This window comes from Actinoplanes sp. NPDC051861 (genome assembly GCF_040681145.1).
In the GTDB taxonomy this organism is placed as follows: Bacteria; Actinomycetota; Actinomycetes; order Mycobacteriales; family Micromonosporaceae; genus Actinoplanes.
The window spans coordinates 70,477-92,499 of the sequence record NZ_JBFAYE010000031.1; the positions used below are offsets into that span (position 1 = coordinate 70,477).

Consider the following 22,023-nt stretch of genomic DNA (forward strand, 5'->3'; position numbering starts at 1 on the left):
ACCGCGGGCACCCGGGCCGGGTTGTGCGAGGTCAGGCTTCGGTCACGGGTTGTCGACGGACAGGTGGTAGCAGTTGTTGCGCGAGCGTTCGTCGCGGAACTCCCCCACCCGGCCCTCGGTGGCCGACCGGAAGAGGCCCGCGTTCGTGCCGAACGAACTCGAGGCGATGTCGAACACCGTCACCTTGGCCGGGTCGTTGCAGTGGTCGGTGACGTTCTTGCAGCCGATCCGGTTGATCTCCGTGAGCATCGCCGCCTGGATGGCGGCGCTGTTCGCGACGGCCTGCGCGACCGTGGTGTAACCGGCCGTCTGCCGCTCGAACTCGGCGATGACCAGGTCACCGTTGGCGCCGTACTCGGCCCGCTGCTGAGCGATGTTCTGGGCCAGCGTCCGGCTCGAGTTGGTCAGGTTCTTGAACATGACGCGCGCCTGGTCCTCCGGGCGCCGGATCGTGCTGGAGACCACGGCGCCGTCCTGGCCCGCCGCGCGCAGCCCGTCCTTGACGATGTCGACCAGCCGCACGTCGGACGGATGCCGTCGCGCGCCCACCCCGAAATTGAGCCCCACGTCGCGAACCGAGGCCACCCGGTCCGTCCCGGCCACCACGACCAGATGTGTCGTGCCGTCCGGATCGTTGCCGAGCAGGTCGCCGGGGACGTTGGTGACGTGCCGCCCGGCCCCGGTGCCGGCCGGTACCCGGATGGTCGTGATCGGCCCGCCGAGCCGGTTGGTGAGACCGGTCCCGTTCGCCCAGTAGAGCGCCAGCTGCGTGTCGGCTCGCAGCGGACCACCCTCGATCGTGTACGACACGTCGAGCCCGCCGGTCCGCGGGTTCCACGCGGCGCCCGGCGTGACCTGGACGACCGCCTGCTCGACGATGTCGATGACCAGCGCCGAGTCGAAGTACGGGTCGGCCACGTTGGCGACCCCGCCGATCACCTGGACCACGTCGCCGTCCGGGTTGACCGGCACCCGGATCTCCCGCCACCGCGTAGCGCCGGTGTAGTAGTCGAACTGGTGCAGGCCGAGGCTGTTCATGCTGGCCGCCTCGTACGCCGACCCGCCACCGCCGGTTCGTACGTGCACCCGGTAGTAGTCGTTGAACGGGCTGCCGTAGTAGCCGGCCGGCACCTCGGTGGTGATGAACCGGTACCGCAGCCGCACGTCGGTCATCCCGGCGTAGGTACGGAACGTCCGCGTGACGAACCGTTCCCCCTGACCGTAGGTGAACACGGCCATGTCGACGTCGTCCGCCGCGGCCGCCTTCGCGGCGCGCTTGGCGACCGAAGCCGGGGCCGGCGCCATACCGGCCTTGGCCGAGCGGGAACCCGCCGCCTTGGATTGCGCGTTCGCCGGTGCCCCGAGGGTCCCGGTGATCGACTTGCCGGCCGTGGGCTGGTAGTCGCCCTCCACATGGTTGACGATGGCGACCGGTGCGTTGGCGACGTTCCAGCCGGCGGTGCCCTGGCTGAAGTCGTTGTTGTTGACGTCGCTCGGTGTGCCGAGCTGCCGGAGCACGACGGTCGCGGTCCCGGCGTTGCCCATCACCCCGACGCTGCCGATGCCCCTGGTGGACGATCCGGCCCGCAGCATCACGGTTCGGGCGGGCACGTTGGTGAACTCGTAGGTTCCGTTCGGGGTGTACTGGTTGCTGGCGATCCGCTGGTCGTCGCTGATCGCCAGGTCGACGGAGGCGCCGTCGGTGGCCAGGTTGCCGGCCTCGTCGACGACCCGCACCCGCAGCGTGTGCGAGCCCGCCCACACGGTCCGGGTCGCCGTGAGCGTCCGGCCGACGTAGTCCACGGCCTCGAACTCGATGACGTTGCGCCCGTCGACCAAAGCCGACGAGACCACCGCCCTGGTCGGCTGGACACTGATCTTCGAGGCGGGCACGTCGGTGCCGTTCACCCGTACCCGCAGCAGCGACGGGTCCGCGTCGAACTCGGTGCCCACCAGCGTGTATGTGACCGCGGCGGACACCGGGTTGAACAGGAACTCGTACGCGCCGGTGACCTGGAGCGCCGTCTCCGGCAGCGGTGTGTCGGCCGCCGCGCCGCCGCCACGCGGCGACACGAACTGAACCGCTACCGGCTGGAACTGCTGCGCCTTGTTGAAGCACTCCGTGGTGCCCCGGGCCTCCCGCCTCGGTGCTGTGACGATCTGCCAGTCACTGATGCCGCAGACCGCCCTGGGCGGCCCGAACGCGACGGCCAGCACCAGGAACGGTGCGGGCGAGCCGCCGGCCAGGGGGATCGTGATCCGGTCCAGCAGGCCGACCACCTGCTCCACCTCGCTGATCTGGCCCGACGAGTTGTACGCCTCCGAGCCGTTGGTGGCGCGGTCGGTGTTGAGGTATGCGAACAGGCCGTCGGTCGTGCCCAGGATGGACCGCATCCGGGTGAAGCTCAGCGTGAACTTCGCGTCGACCGGGTTGCCGGCCAGGTCCACGCAGGTGACCACGACCTGGAAGGAGGCGGGCACCGGCCGGGACCACCGGGTCCAGGCGCACCGGGCCGGTGTGTCCAGCGCGGTGATCTGGTAGTTCCCGCCATCGGCGGCGAAGGCCGTGCCGTCGAACCTGACCCGGGTCTCGCCGACACCGACCCGGCCCACCTCCACGTTGTCCCCGGTGATCTGACTGATCGCCGGCCGGTACGACGCGACGCTCGGCTGGTCGGCGACCAGGTAGGCGTACGCGCCCGGCGAGGCCCGCAGCGGCCCGCTGGACACGGTGTAGAGAATCGAGAACTTGGAGTCGGCCGCCTGGCCGTTCTGGTCACGGCAGACCACGCCGATCACCACGTCGGATCCCTCGGTGCCGTACCCGCCGCCGAGCTGGCACTCCCGTAGCTGACTGGCCGGCGTGACGTGTGCGACGCCGAGCACCGGGGTGGCCATCCCCGGGAACCGGACCGTCACGGCGCCGGTGCCGCGCTTTGTCGCCGTGACCTGTACCCCGGAGTTCGTGTCCTGCCGCGCCGTGTCCGGTACGAAGGTCGAGCCGGTGGACGCGCCACCGGAGTCGACCAGTGCGAACCCCCACATGTCCGCCTCCGCCGCCGCGGCCGGTGCCGGTGCGTGCAGCGCGGTCACCCCCACGGCCATCAGCAGCATGGTGAGCGCCCGTGCCCACCATCGCTGTCGTCGGACCGGACCTGCACTGAGCCTCATGTGCTCTCCTCGCTTCGAGGACCGGTCCGCCAACCGGTCGACCGCTCATCGGTCGCTATCGATTCGAGGCAGTGGGGGTGCTGGATGGGTGCGAATTCCGGAAAAAATGAGCCGGGCCGATCGGCGCGGAATGGCGAAATCGCAGAATGCGCATCGCGAAACAGGGGACGGAGAACGGCGAACATCGGCCGCTTCATTCTCGCTTGGCCCCTCAGGGACGACCGTACGATCTCGGATAACCGATGTCAATGTCGAGCGGTGCTCAGGATCGCGTGCAGGTCCTCCCAGCGGATCAGGACGATCGCGAAGAGCGCGCCGAACGTCCCCGTCAGCGCGCCCTCGGCGAGCCCGGGGAACCGGGCCGGCCACACCGTCGCGCTGACCAGACCGGTCACCGCGACACCGAGGAGAAGGCCGTTGCGCACGACGTGGACGGCAGACAGCTGCTCGCTGCCCGTACCGAAACAATTGCAGGTCACAGGCCGCTCCGAGCGGACCGCCGCGAAGATTCCGGCGATGAACGTCACCAGCAGGACGACCGCGAGGCCGTAGCCGAGGCGGGCCGAGCGCGGCACGGCCAGCAGCACCACGGCGGCCGACTCGGCGGCGACGGTGGCGACCGCGGCGGCCGGTGCCGCGCGGCCCAGCCCCAGCTCGCGCAGCGAGGCGGCGAACGCGCCGAACGCGCGTGCCTTGCCGGCGACCGCGGCGGCGAGGACCACGATCAGCATGACTCTGCAGATACATTCCAGATACATTCCAGCCCATTTCATCAGGTGCGAGCCGTATCGGCCTGCTGATGATGCGCGGGCCCTCTTGTTGTTCGCTGTGCGTGTTCCCCGTAGCTGGCTTCGTCTCCCTACACTGCGCAACAAGCTATTTACGGGGGGCCGAAATGACAAATGGCTTTGGGACGAGGCTGCGCGCGGAACGGTTGCGGCAGGGGATGACTCAGCAGCAACTCGCCACGATCACGGGCGTGCGGGTGGCCACCATCCGGGATCTTGAGCAGGGCCGCAGCGCCGCACCGCGCGGCAGCACCCGGGCGGCGCTGGCGACGGTCGTCGAGCCGCCGTCGTCAGACGGGATGCCGGTGACGAGGGTCGAGATCCTGGGCCGGCTGCGTCTGTGGCGGGCCGCGAGCCCGGCGGACATCGGCTACGGCCGGCAGCGGCTGGTACTGGCTCGGCTCGCGCTGACGCCCGGCGTGACGGTGCACCGCGACGAACTGATCGAACTGCTGTGGTCGGCGCGGCCACCGGCCAGCGCGGTGAACATGATGCACGTCTGCATCGGCCGCATCCGCCGCGTGCTGGGCGGCGTCGACGGCGCGGCCGGACCGGTGACCGTGGGGCTGACCGACACCGGATACCGGCTGGACCTTCCCGAGCAGGCACACGACGCGCACCGCTTCGGCAGCCTGGCCGAGTCCGGCACGCCGGGCCCGGCCCAGCTGGAGGAGGCGCTCGCCCTGTGGCGCGGCCGTCCGGTGGAGGACGTCGCCGAGCTGCTGGCCAACCCCGCCGTCGAGCAGCTCGAGCGGCGGCGGATCGCGGCGGCCGGACGGCTGGCCCGGCTGGCCGTGGAGAACGGTGAGGCGCACCGGGCGCTGCCGGTGCTCCGGCATCTCGCGGAGGTGTACCCGTTCGACGAGGTGCTGCACCAGCATCTGATCGAGGCGCTGGCGGCCGGCGGCCAGATGGCGGAGGCGCGGCTGGCGTATCAGGCGTTCGCCGCCCGGCTCGCCGCCGAGGCCGGTGCCCAGCCCGACCCGGCGCTGCGCGACCTGTACGCCGGGCTGGTCAAGGAACCGCGCCCGGCCGGCACCGCGATGACGATCAACCTGCTGGGACCGGTGACGCTGACGGTCGGCGGCCGCGAGGTCACCGTGCCCCGCTCCCAGCGCCGCGGTGTGCTGGCACTGTTGGCGCTGCGCGCCGGCCTCGTGGTGAGCCCGTCGGAGATCGTCGAGGCGCTGTGGGGCGGATGCCCGCCGGCCACCGCGACGACCCAGGTCCACTCGGCGATCGCGGCGCTCCGCAAGATCCTCAACACGGCCGGGTCGTGGGACGTGCTGGAGTCCACCGCTGGCGGCTACCGGCTGGCGTGCCCCCGTGAGCAGATCGACGTGTACGCGTTCGAGGACCTGGTCAGCGAGGCGCGGCAGGCAAGGCAGGCCGCCGGCCCCGGGCAGGCGCGGGAGCTGCTCGAACGCGCGGCCGGCCTGTGGCGGGGCGCGGCGCTCGGCGCGGCCAGCGGCTGCTTCGTCGAACCGCAGCGCGCCCGCCTCGAACTCGCGCGGCTGTCCTGCGTCGAGGAGCTCACCGAGGCCCGGCTGGCACAGGGCGAGGCCGCCGGCCTGATACCGGAGCTGCGCCTGCTGGTCGGCGAGAACCCGAGCCGGGAGACGCTGCGGCTGCTGCTGGTCCGGGCGTTGAAGGCGTGCGGGCGCACACTGGAGGGCCTGGACGCCGCCCGCGCGTACCGGCGCTATCTCGCCGAGGAGTTCGGGCTGGACCCCGGCGCCGAGCTGGCCGATCTCGAGTCGGCGCTGCTGCGCGGCGACGGCGAGGCCACCCCGGCACCCGAACCGGTGGCGGGCGTGGTGCCCGCCGAGCTTCCCCGGCGTACCCGTCATCTGATCGGCCGGGAAACCGACATGCGCAGGCTGACCGCGGCCCTGGGTGACCCCGCGACGATCGTCGTCGCCGGCGCGGCCGGCGTCGGCAAGACCGAGCTCGCGGTCGCCTGGTGTCACGAGGTCAAGGACCGGTTCCCGGACGGGCAGCTCTTCGTGGCGCTCAACGGTTTCCGGGACGTGGCACGGGTGCCGGCAGAACTCGCCCTGGAGGGGATGCTGCGGTCGCTGGACGTGCCGGCCGATCGCATACCGGGCCCGCTGGCCCAGCGCGCCGCGCTGTGGCGGTCGCTCACCGCCGGCAAGCGGCTGCTGCTCCTGATCGACGACGCGGCCGACTCCGAGCAGGTGCGCCCGCTGCTCCCCGGTGACGGCCCGACGGTGACCGTGGTGACCAGCCGGCGGCGGCTGTCCGGGCTGATCGCCCGGGACGACGCGGTGATGGTGCCGATCGAGCCGCTGTCCGGTGCGCACAGCCGCACCCTGCTCACGGCCGTGATGCCGGGCCGCCCGGCGGCGGAGGTGGACGCGGTCGCCGAGCGGTGCGGCGGGCTGCCGCTGGCGTTGCGGATAGCGGGCGCCCGGCTGCGGCTGTCACCGGCGTCGTCGGCGGGGATGCTGTCGTTGCTGGCCGACGAGCGGACCCGGCTCTCGGCGCTGAGCATCGACGGCTCGGCGGTGCGGTCGGCCCTGCTGTCCTCCTATCAGGCGCTGAAGCCGCACGCGGCCGCGATGCTGCAGGCACTGGCCACGCATCCCGGGCCTCGGCCGAGCCTGGCGGCCGGCGCGGCGATGACCGGGCAGAGCCCGGCGAGGGCACGGGAGAGCCTGGACCAGCTGGCCGAAGCCCATCTGGTCGGTGCTTGCGGCCCGGAACGCTACGCACTGCACGATCTGGTCCGGCTTTTCGCCCGCGAGCGTACGGTGGGCGAGCACCGCCTGCTCCGGCGTGCCGTCAACTGGTACGTGCACGCGGGCGACCGCGCCGGCCGGCAGTTGCGTCGGATGACGGTCACACTCGGGCTCGACGTACCCGAACCGGCGCCCGCGACGCTCCCGGAGCCGTCCGGCGGTGACGAGGCGGTGGCCTGGATCGACGCCGAGATCGCGAACATCGAGCCGCTGATCAAGGTCTGCCAGCGGTTCGGCTGGCACGGCTCGGTGTGGCGGCTCGTGCACGCGCCCACCCCGCTGCTCGGGCTGCGCTCCTCGGCCGGCACGTGGACCGCGCTCGCCGACCTGGGCCGGCACGCCGCCCGCCGCGACGGCAGCGTGCCCGCCGAGGCGTTCTTCCACAACGCGCTCGGCATCGCGGCGGCGTTCACCCGTGACTTCCCCGCGGCGGAGCGGCACTTCCGTACGACGCTGCGGCTGCGCGAGCGGCAGGGCGACCGCGACATGATCACCGCCTCCCGGCTCAACCTCGCCGCCGTCCACGGTGACCTCGGCAAGGCCGCCACCGCGGTACGGGAACTGAACCGCCTGGCCCGCGAGGAGCGCGACCGCCCGGACAGCCGGTGGCTGGGCCCGGTGCTGAACACGCTGAGCACCAACCTGCTGAGGCTGGGCCGGTACGACGAGTGCCGGGAGCGCGCGCGGGAGGCGCTCGACGTCGCCACCGCCGCCGGTGACGCGCAGTCGGCGGCACACGCCCAGCGCAATCTGGCCGAGGCTCTCGCCGCCGGAACCGCCCCGGAGCAGGCGATCACCGCGTTCGAGGCGGCGGCCGCGCTGGCGCGGCAGTGCGGCGACGGGCGCCTCGAAGCCCTGATCCGGCGCGGCCACGGCGACCTGCTCACCCGGACCGGCTCCACGGCCGCGGCCCGTGCTCAATGGACCGAGGCCCTGGCGCTGTTCGTCTCGCTGGCCGACAGCGAGGCGGAGACGGTACGGGAGCGCCTGGCCACGTGTTGATCGTGTGTGTTTCCTGTACAGCGGCCGTTCCTAGCGTCAGTGGTGCCCAGCACGGGGCTGGGCTCACCTCACCTGGAGGCCGGACATGACCAAACTCATGGAATCGATGGGCGAGCGCATGCTGCGCCGTCTGCTCAACAGCTCCGACGCCGGCGCCTGCGTCGACGACTTCGGTGCCCAGTGCAGGTGCGAGGCGGACACCACCGGGCCCTTCTTCTGCCAGGGCGGCAAGAAGTACTTCTACAAGAAGCGCTGGAACTTCGACTGCAACGGCCGGTGCACCAAGAAGACCTCCACCACGTGCGGCACCTGGACGAACAACGTCGCCTGTTAGTTCGGCACCCGGCGGGGCGGCGCGCCTGCGGTGCCCGCCCCGCCCTCTTCAGGAGCGAGGAAAGACGTCATGAGCCAGATCCTGCTGGTGTGGAGTGCCCTTCTCACCGTTCTCACCGCCCTCAACCTGATGCTGTGTCTCGCGATCGTGCGCCGCCTGAAGACGCAGTCACAGCACGAGCACGACCAACTGCCCGATCTGCTGGCGCCCGGCAACTCCGTCGGCGAGTTCGAGATCTCCACGCTGGACGGCGACCTGATAACAGCCGGCACGCTGGACGGGCGACTCCTGGTGGCCTTCGTGATGCCCGGCTGCGAGCCGTGCGCCGACGCCGTCGCGCAGCTGCGCGAGCGCGGTCCGGGGGAGAAGACCCTGTTCGTGGTGATGGGCCACGACGAGGACGGCGAAACCCTCGCCTACGCCGGCGGTCTGCGCGACCTCGGTGAGGTGGCGGTGGCGCCCTCGGGGTCACCGGTGATGCACGCCTTCGGCGGGGTGACCGGATATCCGTCGCTGTTCCTGCTGGAGAACCGGACGGTCCTGGTGTCGGACCGGCGCGTGTCAGCGCTGGGCGCCGCCCCGCAGCCCGCGCCGGCATGAGCGCGGGCGGGATACGCGCCACCGGACGGGATCTGTCGGCCGCGCTCGCCCTCGGCTGGACGGCGAGCCGGTCCCGGTTCACCGGCCTCGTCCTGGTCTCGGTGATCAGCGCGGCCGGCCCGGCCACCGGGGCGCTGCTGGCCAAGCTGCTGCTCGACGAGTTGTCCCGGCCGCAGGGCCCGCGCCCGGCCGACGCGCTGGTGCTGGCCGCGGCCGGTGTCGTCGCCACGACCGCGCTGCTGTTGCTCTCGCATCTGTCGTCGCTGCTGAACGCGGGGCTGTATCTGCGATTGTCGCTCGGTGTGGCAGCCACGCTGAGCGACCACACGAACCGGCTGCTCGGGTTGCGGCACTTCGAGGACCCCCGCCATCACAACCGCCTGCGCCTGGGCCTCGAGGCGGGGGACGCCGCGCCGATGGAGGCGATCACCACGGTGACGGAGACCGGCCGCTCGCTGCTCGGGCTCGGTGGCCTGGTCGCGGTGCTCGTCTCCTACTGGCCGCCGATGGCCGCGCTGCTGATCCTGGCCGCGGTGCCCGCGCTGATCGCCGAGCTCGCCCTCAGCCGGCGGCACAGCGCGATGACCGAGGTGAACGTCGCCGTGAGCCGGCGGCGCTGGCACTACCAGGGCCTGCAACAGGATCCCTGTGCGGCGAAGGAGATCCGCGTCTTCGGTCTCGGACCGCTGTTTCGCGGGCGCATGCTGACCGCGCTGGCCGAGACGAGTCACGCCGAGCTGGCGATGAACCGGCGCATCATCGGCACGCGCTCCGTCTTCGCGGTCGTCAACGCGGCCGTGCTGCTCGGGACGGTGCTGGTGGTGGTCCGGCAGATCGTTGCGGGGCGGTTGACGCTGGGTGACTTCGCCCTGTTCACCGCGGCGGTCGCCGGTATGCAGGGCACCCTGGGCGAACTCTGCTCGCAGACGCACCAGCTGACGCTCTCCCTGCGGCTGTTCCGCCACTACCGGGAACTGCTGGCGATGACCGACGACATGACCGACGGCGACGTTTCCGCGGCACCGCTCACCGACCGGATAGCGCTGCGCGACGTCTGGTTCCGCTACGACGACGACGGGCCGTGGGTGTTGCGCGGTGTCACGTTCGACATCCCGCGCGGCGCCACCGTCGGGCTGGTCGGTCTCAACGGCGCCGGCAAGAGCACGCTGGTCAAGCTGCTCAGCCGGTTCTACGACCCGCAGCGCGGCTCGATCAGCTGGGACGGGGTGGACCTGCGGCGGCTGCGCGCGGCCACGCTGCGGGAACGGCTGGGCGTGTCGCACCAGGACTTCGTGGCCTACGACCTGACCGCCCGCGACAACATCGGCGTCGGTCACCTGCCGCTCCTGGAGGACCTCGGGCGGGTCCGGGCGGCCGCCGAGCGCGCGGACGTCGACGAGACCCTGGCCGTGCTGCCGAAGGGCTACGCGACGATGCTGTCGCGGACCTTCAACGACGAGGACGACGACGGCGGCGTGACCCTGTCCGGCGGGCAGTGGCAGCGGGTCTCGGTCGCCCGTTCGCTGATGCGCGCCGACGCCGACCTGCTGATTCTCGACGAGCCGACCGCCAATCTGGACGCCGCCGCGGCCGACCGGATCGGCCGCACACTGCGGTCGCACCGCCGGGGCCGCACCACCCTGGTGATCGCGCACCGGCTGTCGGCACTGCGGGACGCCGACGTGATCGTCGTGCTCCGTGACGGCCGGGTGGCCGAGCAGGGCACCCACGACGAGCTGATCGCCGCCGGCGGCGGGTACGCGGAGCTGTTCACGCTCCAGGCCCGCGGCTATCAGGAGACGGCGGTCGCCTGATGGGATTCCCCCGCCTGTTCGCCGCGTTGCGTGCCCGGTGGTGCCTGGTCACGGTCCGCGGCAACAGCATGGCCCCGACCTACACCGACGGCGACGTCCTGCTGGTGCGGTGCGGCGGCCGGCTGCGCCGTGGTGTGCCGGTGGTGTTCCGCACGCCGGGCGAGACCGACCCACCGTTCCTGGTCAAGCGGCTGGTGGCGCTCGCCGGTGAGCGGCATCCCGCGTTCAGTGAACCGGTTCCGCCCGGACGGATCGCCGTCCTCGGCGACAACACCGGGCGCAGTCAGGACTCCCGGCACTTCGGGCCGATCGACACGGCCTCGGTGATGGGTCACGTCCTGCACCGCTTTCCAGCCCGCTCTCCGGGCTGACCCCTCGATTCACGGGAGAAAGGGTTCCACTTGAACAGGTTGCGCAGATCCATCGTGGCCGTACTCAGCGCCGTCTGCCTCGCGCCGCTGATGTCCGGCGCGCCGGCGTACGCCGACGACCCCACCACACCGGCGATCATCGAGGGGGAGAGCGAGTACGCCGACCTCGGTGTGCCGCTCGGCATCGCCGCCGACGGTGCCGCCGCCGCGGCCCTGCCGAAACCACGCACCCCGAACTTCGGGCCGGCCATCGACCGCTACGCGGTGAATGACCCGCAGAGCACCTGCCCGAGTCCCCTCACCGAACGGCCGGGGCCGGTCGCGCTGCGCGCTCTGCTCAACGACACCTACAACCTGGAGAACAAGGGCAACATCACCCGTCCCTGCAACCAGGGGAAGAAGAGCGAACACAAGGAGGGCCGCGCGCTCGACTACATGCTGAACATCAACAACGACCATCAGCGCGACATCGCCGAAACTGTTCTCGACTGGATGCTGGAGCCGGACGCCCACGGCAACAAGCACGCTGTCGCGCGCCGCTGGGGCATCATGTACATCATCTGGAACCGGAAGATCTGGGCGTCGTACTACCCCGATGACGGATGGCGGACCTACCTCGGCGACAACCCGCACACCGACCACATCCACTTCAGCTTCAGCCGGGACGGTGGCGAGAAGCGGACCTCCTGGTGGGACGGCGCCGCCCAGAACTACGACAGTTTCAGTGGCGACGCCCGGGCCGACATGGTGGTGCACTCCGGCACCGAGGTGTCGGTGCGTCAGAACGTCGGCGGTTTCGACGCCGGCCAGTCCGTCTCCACCGGGTGGGGCCGCTACCACGGTCTCGGCCTGCCCGACGGCATGGGCCGGCTGTACTACGCGGACTTCAACGGTGACCACCTGACCGACATGATCGTGCATACGGGCACCGACGTCAGTGTGCGGCTCAACAAGGGCGGCTGGTTCGACACCGGCCGCAGCGTCTCCAGCGGGTGGGGGCGGTTCCACGGTCTCGACGTGCCCGACGGTATGGGCCGGCTGTACTTCGCCGACTACAACGGCGACGGCCGGGCGGACATGATCGTGCATTCGGGCACCGACGTCAGTGTGCGGCTCAACGAGGACGGCACGCACTTCGGCACCGGCCGCAGCGTCTCCTCCGGGTGGGGCCGTTTCCACGGTCTCGGCCTGCCGGACGGTATGGGCCGGCTGTATTTCGCCGACTACAACGGCGACGGCCGGGACGACATGATCGTGCACACCGGTACCGACGTCAGCGTGCGGCTCAACCAGGTCGGCGGCGGTTTCGACAGCGGCCGGTCGGTGTCGTCCGGGTGGGGTCGTTTCCACGGTCTCGGTCTGCCGGACGGCATGGGCCGGCTGTACTTCGCCGACTACGACGGTGACGGGTTCGACGACATGATCGTGCACTCCGGCACCGAGGTCAGCGTGCGGCTCAACGACGACGGCGACGGTTTCGACACCGGCCGCTCGCTCTCCACCGGCTGGGGCCGCTTCCACGGCCTCGGCCTGCCGGACGGCATGGGCCGCCTCTACTTCGCCTGACCGGCCCCGAACCGGGCCCTGATCCGGCCGGCTGAAACGCCCCCCAGCCGAAACCGGGTCAGGGCCCCCGGCCGGTTCCGGCCCGGCCAGAAACGGGCCGGGCCGGAACCGGGTTGCTCAGGCCGGCTGGAAGAGCTCGACCAGGTTGCCGTCCGGGTCGGCGAGCAGGATCTGGCTGCCGCCCGGGCCGGTGACCACGTCGGACAGGAACGACAGGCCCTCGGCGCGCAGCCGCTCCACCTCGGCGGCGAGGTCGTCGAACTCGAGGTGGATGCGGTTGGCTCCGGGGGTCCGGGCGGACTCCGGGGTGGCCCGGGCGCCGGAGCTGGCCGGCCCGGACAGCAGCAGCCGCAGCGGGCCGCGGACCACGTCGGCGAAGGCCGGGCTCGCCGTGCCGCCGGGCTTGAACCCCAGGTGGCCGGTGTAGAACTCGACGGCGGCGGGGATGTCGCTCACCAGGTAGCGGACATTGGCGTACTCAGTCATGACGGAACCTCCGAAAGTAGCGGCAGCAGATGCCGCACTCGGGTGTCGATGTCGGCCGCGGCCCGGATGACCGCGGGAAGGCCGGTGGGCGGTGGCACGCTCCAGTGCACCCGCCGGGGATCTCCGGGGAACGGCGGGCAGGCCTCGCGGGCCCGGTCGCAGAGCGTGATCACATAGTCGAAGCGGTGCCCGGAGAGGGTGTCCCAGTGGCGCGGGCGCTGGTCGGTGACGTCTATCCCGTACCCCTCGCGAAGGACCTGGACGACCTCGGGGAGCAGGCCGGCCGGGCGTGGCCGGCTGCCCGCGCTGACCACCCGGACCCGTCCGCCGCTGTGGTGGCGCAGCAGCGCCTCCGCGACGGGGGAGCGGGCGCTGTTGCCGGTGCAGATGAAGAGCACTCCGGCGCGCGCCGGGACCGGAGACGGCAGCAGGGCGGCGCCGGCCGCGGTCAGCGCGACGGCGCAGCGTGCCGGATCGAGGTGGTAATAGGTGTCGCGGCCGTCGGCGCTGCTGCGGTTCGTGCTGACCAGGCCGCCGTCGCGCAGCAGCCGCAGGTGGTAGGAGACCAGGTTCTGCGGCTCGCCGCAGAGCGCGACCAGATCGCGGACGCGCAGGTCGCTGCGTGCGAGCTCGGTCAGCAGCCGCCACCGCAGCGGGTGGGCGGCCAGCCTGACGAACGCCGGAGGCGGTGGGTGGGACGCCACGCCGCCAGAATACATCAAATCAGTTTGATGGAAAGGAGGATGGCATACGATCACCGCTCCTTGTTGATCGATTGAGGGGAATCGACCGATGTCCTGGAGCGCCGCACCGCCGGTGATCAAGGTGGCCGCGGGAGTGTTCGGCGGGCTCGCCGCCGCGAATCTCGTGCGTACCGCCGTGCAGGTGCCGATGAATCTGGCGAACGGGAACTACAGCGACGCCGGGCGGGCGCTCTTCCTGGCGCTGAACATGATCGTGGTGCTGCTGTCGCTGCTCGCCGTGCTGGTCGCGTTCCACCTGGTCCGGGGCAGGATCTGGGCGTGGGTCACGGCCATGGTGATGCTCGGCGTGCTGACGCTGTTCGGGCTCGTGTTCCTGCTGCCGCAGCTGATCAACGGCGACTTCCCGTGGATGGGCCTCGTGGTGCTGGTGCCGTCGCTGGGCCTGCTGCTGGCGCTCACCGTGCCGCGCTCGGCCCGTGGGCACTTCACCCGCAAGCGTGACTACAGCTCGCCCTATCAGGCGCCCTGGCCGGCCGGCGGGAACGGCGCCGAGCGGCCGCACTGAGGCGGAGCACACCGCGCAAATCGGGTGACAATCGCCGGGGTCCGTGGGCAGCATGACGGGCGTGGATGTACGGGGGCCCGGAAGATACCTGTGGTGGCTGGCGCGACAGTGCAAAGGCCGGGTGGCCCTCGGCGCCACGTTCGGGTCGCTCTGGTTCGCCAGCCTCGCCGTCATGCCGTACCTCATCTCCCAGGCCATCGACCGCGGCCTGGCACCGCGCAGCGTGCCGGCACTGACCGCCTGGTCCGCGGCCGTTCTGGTCCTCGGCCTGGCCAGCGCCGGCCTGGGCATCATGCGGCACCGCAACATGACGAAGTTGCGGCTGAAGGCCGCTCTGATCACCGCCGACGTGGTGATGACGCACGCGACCCGGCTCGGCGCCGGCCTGCCCCGCCGGGTGACCGCGGGTGAGGTGGTCACCATCGGCATCTCCGACGTGTGGACGATCGGCCGGGCCATGAACGTCGGCGGCGTGGGCGTGGCCTCGATCCTCGCCTGCTCGATCATCGCGACGCTGCTGTTCCGGACGTCGCCGGCGCTGGCCGCGGTGGTCATGGTCGGCGTGCCGGTGCTGGCGCTGGTGGTCGGCCCGCTGCTGGGCCGCACCCAGCGGGCCGGGACGCACTACCGGGCCCGGCAGGGCGAGCTGAACACCCGGCTGGTCGACATGCTCGGCGGCCTGCGGATCCTCAACGGGCTCGGTGGCAAGGACGCCCACCTCGATCGGTACGAGCGGGAGTCGGCCGCGGTGCGCGAGCAGGGTTACCGGGTGGGCGGCCCGTCGAGCTGGATCGGCGCGCTCGGCGACGGCCTCCCGGTGGTCTTTCTCGCGGTGGTGATCTGGCTGGCCGCGCGGCTCGCGGCGACGGGCGAGCTCACCGTCGGCGAGCTGGTGGCGGTGTACGGCTACACCGCCATGCTGGTCATCCCGGTCGGTGTCTTCATCTTCGTCGGCTTCGACGTCACCCACGGCCTGGTAGCGGCCCGCCGCGTGACCGAGTTCCTGCGGCTGCCGCTGGACGAGGTGTCCGGTGTGCCCGCGCCGCGGGACCCGGCCGTGCTGTACGACCCGGTCTCCGGTGTGTCGGCCGAACCGGGCCGGCTCACCGCGCTGGCCGGCGCCCGCCCCGCCGACGCCGCCGAGGTGATCGACCGTCTCGGCCGGTACGGCCCGACCGACGCCACCTGGGGCGGCCGCCGCCTCGACGAGTTCGCCCGGCCCGGTGTCCGCGACCGTGTCCTGGTCGCCGACAACGACGCCGACCTGTTCGCCGGCACCCTGCGCGAGGTGGTCGCCGGTCGCCTGGAGCCCGACGACGCCCGGATCGAGGAGGCGATCACCACGGCCGTCGCGCACGACGTGGGCACCGGGCTCGACCATCCGGTCGAGTGGGGCGGCCGGAACATCTCCGGCGGTCAGCGCCAGCGGCTGCGGCTGGCCCGCGCGGTCTACGCCGATCCGGAGATGCTGCTGGCCGTCGAGCCGACCTCGGCCGTGGACGCGCACACCGAGTCGGCGATCGCCGAGCGTCTCAGCGCGGCCCGCTCCGGCCGCGGCACCGTGCTGGCGACCACCTCGCCGGTGCTGCTGGACCGCGCCGACCTGGTCCACTACCTGGTCTCCGGGCGGGTCGCCGCCTCCGGCACCCACCGCGAGCTGCTCTCCGCCGAGCCCGGTTACCGGGATCTGGTCACGCGCGTGTTCGAGGGGGACGAATGAGCGCCGTCCTGCCGGTCGCCGATCAGCGGACCGTCGCCCGTGCCGCGGGCCGGCTGCTCGCCGCCGACCGCCGCACGGTCGTCGCGCTGGTCACGCTGAGCTCGCTGGGCGCGCTGGCCGGGCTGGGCGGGCCATGGCTGCTGGGCCGGGTGATCGACACGGTCGCGGCGGGCGGCGGCGGGTCGGCGGTGGACCGCCTCGCGCTCGCGGTGCTGGGCTGCGCCGTCGCGCAGACCGTTCTGTCGCGGTACGCGCTCCGCCTCGCCTATCGACTGGGCGAACGCACCGCCGCCCGGATCCGCGAGAGTTTCGTCCGCCGGGCGCTCGCCCTCCCCGCGGCCGTGATCGAACGGGTGCCCGCCGGCGACCTGGCCGCCCGCGGCACCACCGATGTGGACGAGGTGGCCACCGCGCTGCGCGACGTCCTGCCGACGATCTTCATCGGCGTCGTTCACATGCTGTTCATCGCCGTCGCCGTGCTGCTGCTGGACCCGCTGCTCGGCGCGGTCGGCGTGCTCGGCCTCTCCGGCATCTGGTTCGTCACCCGGTGGTACCTGCGGGTGGCGCGGGACGCGTACCTGACCGAGGGCGCGGCGAACTCGCGGCTGGCCGACGAGCTGTCCGCCACCACCTCCGGCGCCCGGACGATCGAGGCGTTCGGCCTGCAGGAGCGCCGCCTGTCGGCCGGGCACGACGCGCTCGCCGAGACCCGCCGGACCCGGCTGGCCACCCTGCGGCTGCGCAGCGTCTTCTTCCCCCTGGTCGAGTCCTCGTACGCGATCCCCACAGTGCTGATCCTGCTGCTCGGCGGCCTGCTCTACATCCACGGCCACGCCACCCTCGGCACCGTCAGCGCGGCCGTGCTCTACCTGCGGCAGATGGTCGGGCCGCTGGACAGCATCCTGATCTGGATCGAGCGCCTGCAGAGCAGCAGCGCCTCCTTCGCCCGCGTCGAGGGACTGGCCGCGATCCCGCCCGCGCCGCCGTTCGCCACCGAGGTCCCGCGCGACGAGGTGATCGAGGTGCGCGGGGTGCGGTACGCGTACGACGAGGGCCGCGACGTGCTGCACGACGTCGCTCTCACCGTCCGCCCCGGCGAGCGGCTCGCGATCGTCGGCCTCTCCGGCGCCGGCAAGTCCACTCTGGGCCGCCTGGTCGCCGGGGTGGACCGGCCGTCCACGGGCACGGTGACGGTCGGCGGGGTGCCGATCGCCGACCTGCCGCCGGACGAGCTGCGCCGTCACGTCGTGCTGGTCACGCAGGAGCACCACGTCTTCCGCGAGTCGCTGCGGGACAACCTGATGGTCGCCGCCCCCGACGACGAGCTGCGCCGCGCGCTGGTCACCGTCGGCGCGGACTGGGCCACCGACCTGGACCGCGATCTCGGTGAGCGGCCGCTCGACGGCGCGCAGGCTCAGCAGCTGGCCCTCGCGCGGGTGGTGCTGGCCGGCCCGCACACGGTGATCCTCGACGAGGCGACCGCGCTGCTCGACCCGACCGCGGCGCGGACCGCGGAACGGGCCCTGGCGGCGGTGCTGCACGAGCGCACGGTCATCGCGATCGCGCACCGGCTGCAGACCGCGCACGACGCCGACCGGGTGGCCGTGATGGACGGCGGCCGGATCATCGAGCTGGGCACACACGACGAGCTGGTGACCGCCGGGGGCTCGTACGCGGCGCTCTGGAACTCCTGGCACGGAGACAATTCCGTGCGGAACTCCTGAACCGGTCCAGTTCCGAAACTTTCGACGCCTGCCGATAACACGTTTGTGCCTTGACGACATAGAAGGCTGGCTATACGTTGCAGGGGCGCTATCGGAATGTTTCCGAAACTTTCGGTGCCTGGAGGCGTACCCCACATGCGAAGCTTCCTCGCGAGCGCGTCGGCTGTCCTCGTCGCGCTCACACTCGTCCCCGCCATCTCGTCCCCATCCGCGTCCGCATCCGCCGCCTCCCCGGGCGGCGACTACCTGAGCACCCGGCCGGGTCCCGGCAGGTTCCCCCTGGTCGCCGGCGGTTCCGCCGCGCCGATTGTCGCCTCGGCGAACGACCACGAGGGTGTCCTGCGCGTCGCCGGTGACCTGTCGTCCGACCTGCACGCCGCCACCGGCGTGCGGCCGGCGACGGTCACCGGCGACATCCCGGCCGGCACCAACCCGGTCATCGTCGGCACGATCGGCCGCAGCACCCTGATCGACCGTCTGATCAGGACCGGCAAACTCGACGTCCGTGGCATCGCCGGCCGCTGGGAGACCTCGCTCCAGCAGGTCGTCGAGAATCCCCTGCCCGGCGTGCGCCGCGCGTTCGTGATCGCCGGCAGCGACCAGCGCGGCACGATCTTCGGCGCCTACGACGTCTCGCGCCGGATCGGCGTCTCGCCCTGGCACTTCTGGGACGACGTCCCCGTCCCGCACGCCGCCGCCTGGTACGCGCTGCCCGGCCGGCACACCCAGGGCACCCCGAAGGTCAAGTACCGCGGGTTCTTCATCAACGACGAGAACCCGGCGACCGGCACCTGGGCACCCGGCTACTTCGGGCCCGGCAAGGCGCCCGGCTTCGAGGGCGGCCTGAACGCCGCCTACTTCGCCAAGGTCTTCGAGACCATGCTCCGGCTCAAGGCCAACTACCTGTGGCCGGCGGTCTGGGGCCGGGCGTTCGCCGAGGACGACCCGCTCAACCACGCCACCGCCACCCGGTACGGCGTGGTCATGGGCACCTCGCACGAGGCGCCGATGATGCGCGGCATCGAGGAGTGGAACCGGCACGCCAAGGCGGCCGTCCGCGACGCCAACGGCAATATCGTCACGCCCGGCTCGGACCCGTACGGCGGGACCGGCGAGTGGAGTTTCCGGCGCAACCGCGAGGCCATCGAGGCGTACTGGCGCGACGGCGCGCGGCGCATGGCCGAGGACGGCTTCGAGGGTGTGATCACGCTCGGCATGCGCGGCAACGGCGACGTGAGCCTGCCCGACGGCGACGGCATCGACCTGATGAGCGACATCATCTCGACGCAGCGCGGGATCCTCGCCGAGTTCGGCCTGCAGGAGGCACCCCAGGTGCAGACCCTCTACAAGGAGGTGCAGCGCTACTGGGACAAGGGCTACCAGCCGCCTGAGGACGTGACCGTCGTCTTCTGCGACGACAACTGGGGCAACATGCGCAAGCTCCCGCACGCCGGCCTGCCGGCACGCAGCGGCGGGTACGGGCTGTACTACCACTTCGACTACGTCGGTGACGGCCGCAACTACAAGTGGGTCGACACGGTCAACCTGGTCAACACGTGGGAGCAGCTCAACCTGTCGTACTCCAAGGGTGTCGACAAGCTCTGGGTGGTCAACGTCGGCGACCTGAAGAACGAGGAGCTGCCCACCCAGTTCTTCCTCGACTACGCGTGGAACCCGGACGCCATCCCGCTGTCCGGCATCGACGACTGGGAGCGGAGGTACGCGGCCGAGAACTTCGGTCCCGCGCTCTCCGGCGACATCGCCGAGGTCCTCGCGGAGTACGGCAACCTGCAGTCACGCCGCAAGCCGGAGCTGCTCAACCGCCGGATCACCGGCGAGGGCACCACGGTGGTCTACGACGACCAGGGCAACCCGTACTCGATCACCGATTACCGGGAGATGGACCGGGTGGTGGCCGAGTGGCAGCACCTGGCCGCTCGCGCCGAGCGGATCCGGCAGCGCGTGCCGGCCGCCGCGCAGGACGCCTACTACCAGCTGGTGAACTACCAGGTGCAGGCGACCGCGAACCTCTACGAACTGCGCCGCGCGGAGTTCACCAACATTCTGTACGCGTCGCAGGGCCGGGCGGCCACCAACGACCTGGCCGCCGAGACCGAGGCCCGGTTCGCCGAGGACCAGGCGATGAACGAGTACTACAACACCGAACTGGCCGGCGGGAAGTGGGCCGGCTGGCAGACCCAGCCCAAGATCGGGTACGGCAACGCGGCCCGCTACAACAACGCCGGGTGGCAGCAGCCGCAGACCGACAACCACGTCGCGCTGCCGGACGAGATCTTCCCGTACGTCAAGCGGATCGAGGTGCCGGCCGCCGCGTCGCTGGGTGTCGCCCTCGACGGCGGGGACGCGACCACACTTCCCGAGTTCAGCCCGTGGCAGTCCCAGCCGCAGCAGTACATCGAGGTCTACAACAAGGGCACGACACCGTTCACCTACAAGATCACCTCGGGGCAGCCGTGGGTGAAGGTGACTCCGGCCTCGGGACGGGTGGACAAGCAGGTCCGTGCCACGGTTTCCGTCGACTGGCGTCGTGCACCGAGCGGTGCTTCTTCCGTACCCCTCACGATTGAAGGCGCGGGAAGCACCCAGGTCGTGCAGGCCCCGGTGCGCAACCCCGCGCTCAGGCCGGAGGGCTTCGCGGAAGCCAACGGTTATGTGTCGATCGACGGCGCGCACCCGGACCGGAAGGTCGGCAGCTGGCGCGTGCTGCCCGGGATCGGCAAGGCCGCGGACGGCATCACGCCGCTCGCACCGAGCGAGGGCACCCGGCTGGAATACCGGGTCACGCTGACCACCACCGGGCCGGTCAAGGTCTCGGCGGTGCTCTCGCCGCGCAACAACGTGCTGCCCACGCCCGGCCTGCGGTACGCGATCTCGGTCGACGGCCAGGCGCCGCAGACCGTTGACGTGATCGCCGCGACGGGTGCGGACGACACCGGGATGAACCGGCAGTGGGCCCGCAACACCTCGGACAACGTCAACGTCACCACCACCACGCACACCATCGACAAGCCGGGCGCGCACACGCTGACGTTCTGGGCGGTCGACCCGACGGTGATCCTGCAGCGGCTGGTGGTCGACACCGGCGGCGTCAAGTACAGCTACCTGGGCCCGCCCGAGAGCCGGAGGTACTGAGTCATGCGCAGACGTACCCTCCTCGCCTCCGGTGGCGCCGCCGCCTCCGGCGTCCTGCTCGGCAACCGGCTGTCGCCCCGGACCCGCTGGGTGCACAGCTGGACCGCGATGCCGCAGCTCACCGAACCGCACAACCTGCCGCCGGCGCCGTTCACCGGAACCGACTCGGTGCTGGTCGACACCACCCTTCGGCAGACGCTGCGGCTGACCGTCGGGGGGAGGCAGATCCGGATCCGCTATTCCAACGCGTTCGGCGGAGCGGATCTGCCGATCACCGCGGCGGCCGTGGCGCTGCCCCTCGACGGCAGGTCCGGCGTGCCGGACACCCGCCCGGGCAGTTCCGTCCCGATCACCTTCGGCGGGCGCCGCGACGTGGTGGTGCCGATGGGCGCGCAGATCGTGTCCGACCCGGTGGACATGCCGGTGGCGCCGGCGACCACGCTGACCGTCACGACGTACCTGGCCGCCGGTCAGGCCACCACCGAGCTGACCTCGCACCCCGGCTCGCGGACCACGTCGTGGCTGGTCAACGGGGACCGGCACGCCGAGGCGCAGCTGATCGGGGCGACACCGACCGACCACTGGTACCTGATCAGCGGCGTCGAGGTCACCGCACCCGGCGCGCACGGCCTGGTGCTGGTCGGTGACTCGCTGACCGACGGGCGGGGCTCCACCACCAACGGCAACGACCGCTGGCCGGATCAGCTGTTCGCCCGGCTGCACAGCGGCAACGTCGCGGTGCTCAACCAGGCGGCCGGTGGCAACCGGGTGCTCCGGGACGGGCTCGGGCCCAACGCCCTGGCCCGGTTCGACCGGGACGTGCTCTGCGTCAGCGGTGTCACCTGGGCGCTGGTCTTCGAGGGGGTCAACGACATCGGCACGGCCGAGGCCTCCGAGGCGGCGCAGAACCGGGTGGTGGCCGAGCTGATCGGTGCGTTCCGGCAGATGGTGCTGCGCACTCACGCGCAGGACATCAAGGTGTACGGTGCGACGCTCACACCGTTCGGCGGGAACATCTACGACGACCCCGCCGGACTGCGCGAGGCTGCCCGTCAGGCGGTCAACCGGGCCGTGCGGGGCGGGCTGTTCGACGCGTGGGTGGACTTCGACCTCGCGGTCCGGGACCCGGCCGCGACACGGCAGATCGACCCGCGCTTCGACGTCGGTGACCATCTGCACCTGAATCCGGCCGGTTACGCGGCGCTGGCCGCAGCGGTTCCGCGCCGGTTGCTCCAGCCGAGTCCTTAGATCCTCGGTTCACGC

General features: G+C 71.7%; 15 protein-coding genes. 11 read left to right on the forward strand and 4 right to left on the reverse strand.

Features of this window, described 5'->3' with window-relative positions; translation table 11 throughout:
• Window positions 1–42: 42 nt before the first annotated feature.
• Window positions 43–3,171: a hypothetical protein gene (locus AB0M02_RS43740; RefSeq protein WP_364238424.1), complete on the reverse strand. Its 3,129-nt coding sequence runs from the start codon at window positions 3,169–3,171 to the stop codon at window positions 43–45.
• A gap of 245 nt (window positions 3,172–3,416) precedes the next feature.
• Window positions 3,417–3,944: a MauE/DoxX family redox-associated membrane protein gene (locus AB0M02_RS43745; protein ID WP_364238425.1), complete on the reverse strand. Its 528-nt coding sequence runs from the start codon at window positions 3,942–3,944 to the stop codon at window positions 3,417–3,419.
• A 122-nt stretch (window positions 3,945–4,066) separates the two neighbouring features.
• On the opposite strand from AB0M02_RS43745, the gene AB0M02_RS43750 reads away from it, so the two are divergent.
• The 6 genes from AB0M02_RS43750 to AB0M02_RS43775 all read left to right on the forward strand — a co-directional run bounded on the left by AB0M02_RS43750 (window position 4,067) and on the right by AB0M02_RS43775 (window position 12,408).
• Window positions 4,067–7,723, forward strand: a complete 3,657-nt coding sequence (locus AB0M02_RS43750) for a BTAD domain-containing putative transcriptional regulator (RefSeq protein ID WP_364238426.1) — start codon at window positions 4,067–4,069, stop codon at window positions 7,721–7,723.
• Window positions 7,724–7,808: 85 nt separating this feature from the next.
• A complete protein-coding gene (locus AB0M02_RS43755) occupies window positions 7,809–8,057 on the forward strand; it encodes a hypothetical protein (RefSeq protein ID WP_364238427.1) in 249 nt (82 codons plus the stop codon).
• A 69-nt stretch (window positions 8,058–8,126) separates the two neighbouring features.
• Entirely contained in the window at window positions 8,127–8,657 is a 531-nt protein-coding gene (locus AB0M02_RS43760) for a hypothetical protein (protein WP_364238428.1), read from the forward strand.
• A complete protein-coding gene (locus tag AB0M02_RS43765) occupies window positions 8,654–10,471 on the forward strand; it encodes an ABC transporter ATP-binding protein (RefSeq protein ID WP_364238429.1) in 1,818 nt (605 codons plus the stop codon). The genes AB0M02_RS43760 and AB0M02_RS43765 overlap by 4 nt, the downstream gene beginning before the upstream one ends.
• Window positions 10,471–10,842 (forward strand): S26 family signal peptidase, encoded by a 372-nt coding sequence (locus AB0M02_RS43770; RefSeq protein ID WP_364238430.1) that lies wholly within the window; start codon window positions 10,471–10,473, stop codon window positions 10,840–10,842. Before AB0M02_RS43765 ends, AB0M02_RS43770 begins: the two co-directional genes overlap by 1 nt.
• Window positions 10,843–10,881: 39 nt before the next feature.
• Window positions 10,882–12,408, forward strand: a complete 1,527-nt coding sequence (locus tag AB0M02_RS43775) for a VCBS repeat-containing protein (protein WP_364238431.1) — start codon at window positions 10,882–10,884, stop codon at window positions 12,406–12,408.
• A gap of 117 nt (window positions 12,409–12,525) precedes the next feature.
• Here the strand turns inward: AB0M02_RS43775 and AB0M02_RS43780 are convergent, their stop codons facing one another.
• On the reverse strand, window positions 12,526–12,894 hold the full coding sequence (locus AB0M02_RS43780) for a VOC family protein (RefSeq protein WP_364238432.1): 369 nt from the start codon (window positions 12,892–12,894) through the stop codon (window positions 12,526–12,528).
• Window positions 12,891–13,598 carry an ArsR family transcriptional regulator gene (locus AB0M02_RS43785; protein ID WP_364238433.1) on the reverse strand — a complete coding sequence of 236 codons (708 nt, stop codon included), beginning with the start codon at window positions 13,596–13,598 and terminating at the stop codon, window positions 12,891–12,893. The genes AB0M02_RS43780 and AB0M02_RS43785 overlap by 4 nt, the downstream gene beginning before the upstream one ends.
• Window positions 13,599–13,686: 88 nt before the next feature.
• On the opposite strand from AB0M02_RS43785, the gene AB0M02_RS43790 reads away from it, so the two are divergent.
• The 5 genes from AB0M02_RS43790 to AB0M02_RS43810 all read left to right on the forward strand — a co-directional run bounded on the left by AB0M02_RS43790 (window position 13,687) and on the right by AB0M02_RS43810 (window position 22,008).
• A complete protein-coding gene (locus AB0M02_RS43790) occupies window positions 13,687–14,163 on the forward strand; it encodes a hypothetical protein (RefSeq protein WP_364238434.1) in 477 nt (158 codons plus the stop codon).
• 121 nt (window positions 14,164–14,284) lie between these two features.
• On the forward strand, window positions 14,285–15,883 hold the full coding sequence (locus AB0M02_RS43795; protein ID WP_364238448.1) for an ABC transporter ATP-binding protein: 1,599 nt from the start codon (window positions 14,285–14,287) through the stop codon (window positions 15,881–15,883).
• A complete protein-coding gene (locus tag AB0M02_RS43800) occupies window positions 15,880–17,607 on the forward strand; it encodes an ABC transporter ATP-binding protein (protein WP_364238435.1) in 1,728 nt (575 codons plus the stop codon). Before AB0M02_RS43795 ends, AB0M02_RS43800 begins: the two co-directional genes overlap by 4 nt.
• Before the next feature lie 135 nt (window positions 17,608–17,742).
• Window positions 17,743–20,760 (forward strand): glycosyl hydrolase 115 family protein, encoded by a 3,018-nt coding sequence (locus AB0M02_RS43805; protein ID WP_364238436.1) that lies wholly within the window; start codon window positions 17,743–17,745, stop codon window positions 20,758–20,760.
• Between the two features lie 3 nt (window positions 20,761–20,763).
• Window positions 20,764–22,008, forward strand: a complete 1,245-nt coding sequence (locus tag AB0M02_RS43810; protein ID WP_364238437.1) for an SGNH/GDSL hydrolase family protein — start codon at window positions 20,764–20,766, stop codon at window positions 22,006–22,008.
• Window positions 22,009–22,023 lie beyond the last annotated feature (15 nt).

Excerpts from the sequence above, each read along its gene's own strand:
- AB0M02_RS43740 (WP_364238424.1), bottom strand. The coding sequence starts at position 3,171 with ATGAGGCTCAGTGCAGGTCCGGTCCGACGACAGCGATGGTGGGCACGG.
- AB0M02_RS43745 (WP_364238425.1), bottom strand. The coding sequence starts at position 3,944 with ATGAAATGGGCTGGAATGTATCTGGAATGTATCTGCAGAGTCATGCTG.
- AB0M02_RS43750 (WP_364238426.1), top strand. The coding sequence starts at position 4,067 with ATGACAAATGGCTTTGGGACGAGGCTGCGCGCGGAACGGTTGCGGCAG.
- AB0M02_RS43755 (WP_364238427.1), top strand. The coding sequence starts at position 7,809 with ATGACCAAACTCATGGAATCGATGGGCGAGCGCATGCTGCGCCGTCTG.
- AB0M02_RS43760 (WP_364238428.1), top strand. The coding sequence starts at position 8,127 with ATGAGCCAGATCCTGCTGGTGTGGAGTGCCCTTCTCACCGTTCTCACC.
- AB0M02_RS43765 (WP_364238429.1), top strand. The coding sequence starts at position 8,654 with ATGAGCGCGGGCGGGATACGCGCCACCGGACGGGATCTGTCGGCCGCG.
- AB0M02_RS43770 (WP_364238430.1), top strand. The coding sequence starts at position 10,471 with ATGGGATTCCCCCGCCTGTTCGCCGCGTTGCGTGCCCGGTGGTGCCTG.
- AB0M02_RS43780 (WP_364238432.1), bottom strand. The coding sequence starts at position 12,894 with ATGACTGAGTACGCCAATGTCCGCTACCTGGTGAGCGACATCCCCGCC.
- AB0M02_RS43790 (WP_364238434.1), top strand. The coding sequence starts at position 13,687 with ATGTCCTGGAGCGCCGCACCGCCGGTGATCAAGGTGGCCGCGGGAGTG.
- AB0M02_RS43800 (WP_364238435.1), top strand. The coding sequence starts at position 15,880 with ATGAGCGCCGTCCTGCCGGTCGCCGATCAGCGGACCGTCGCCCGTGCC.
- AB0M02_RS43805 (WP_364238436.1), top strand. The coding sequence starts at position 17,743 with ATGCGAAGCTTCCTCGCGAGCGCGTCGGCTGTCCTCGTCGCGCTCACA.
- AB0M02_RS43810 (WP_364238437.1), top strand. The coding sequence starts at position 20,764 with ATGCGCAGACGTACCCTCCTCGCCTCCGGTGGCGCCGCCGCCTCCGGC.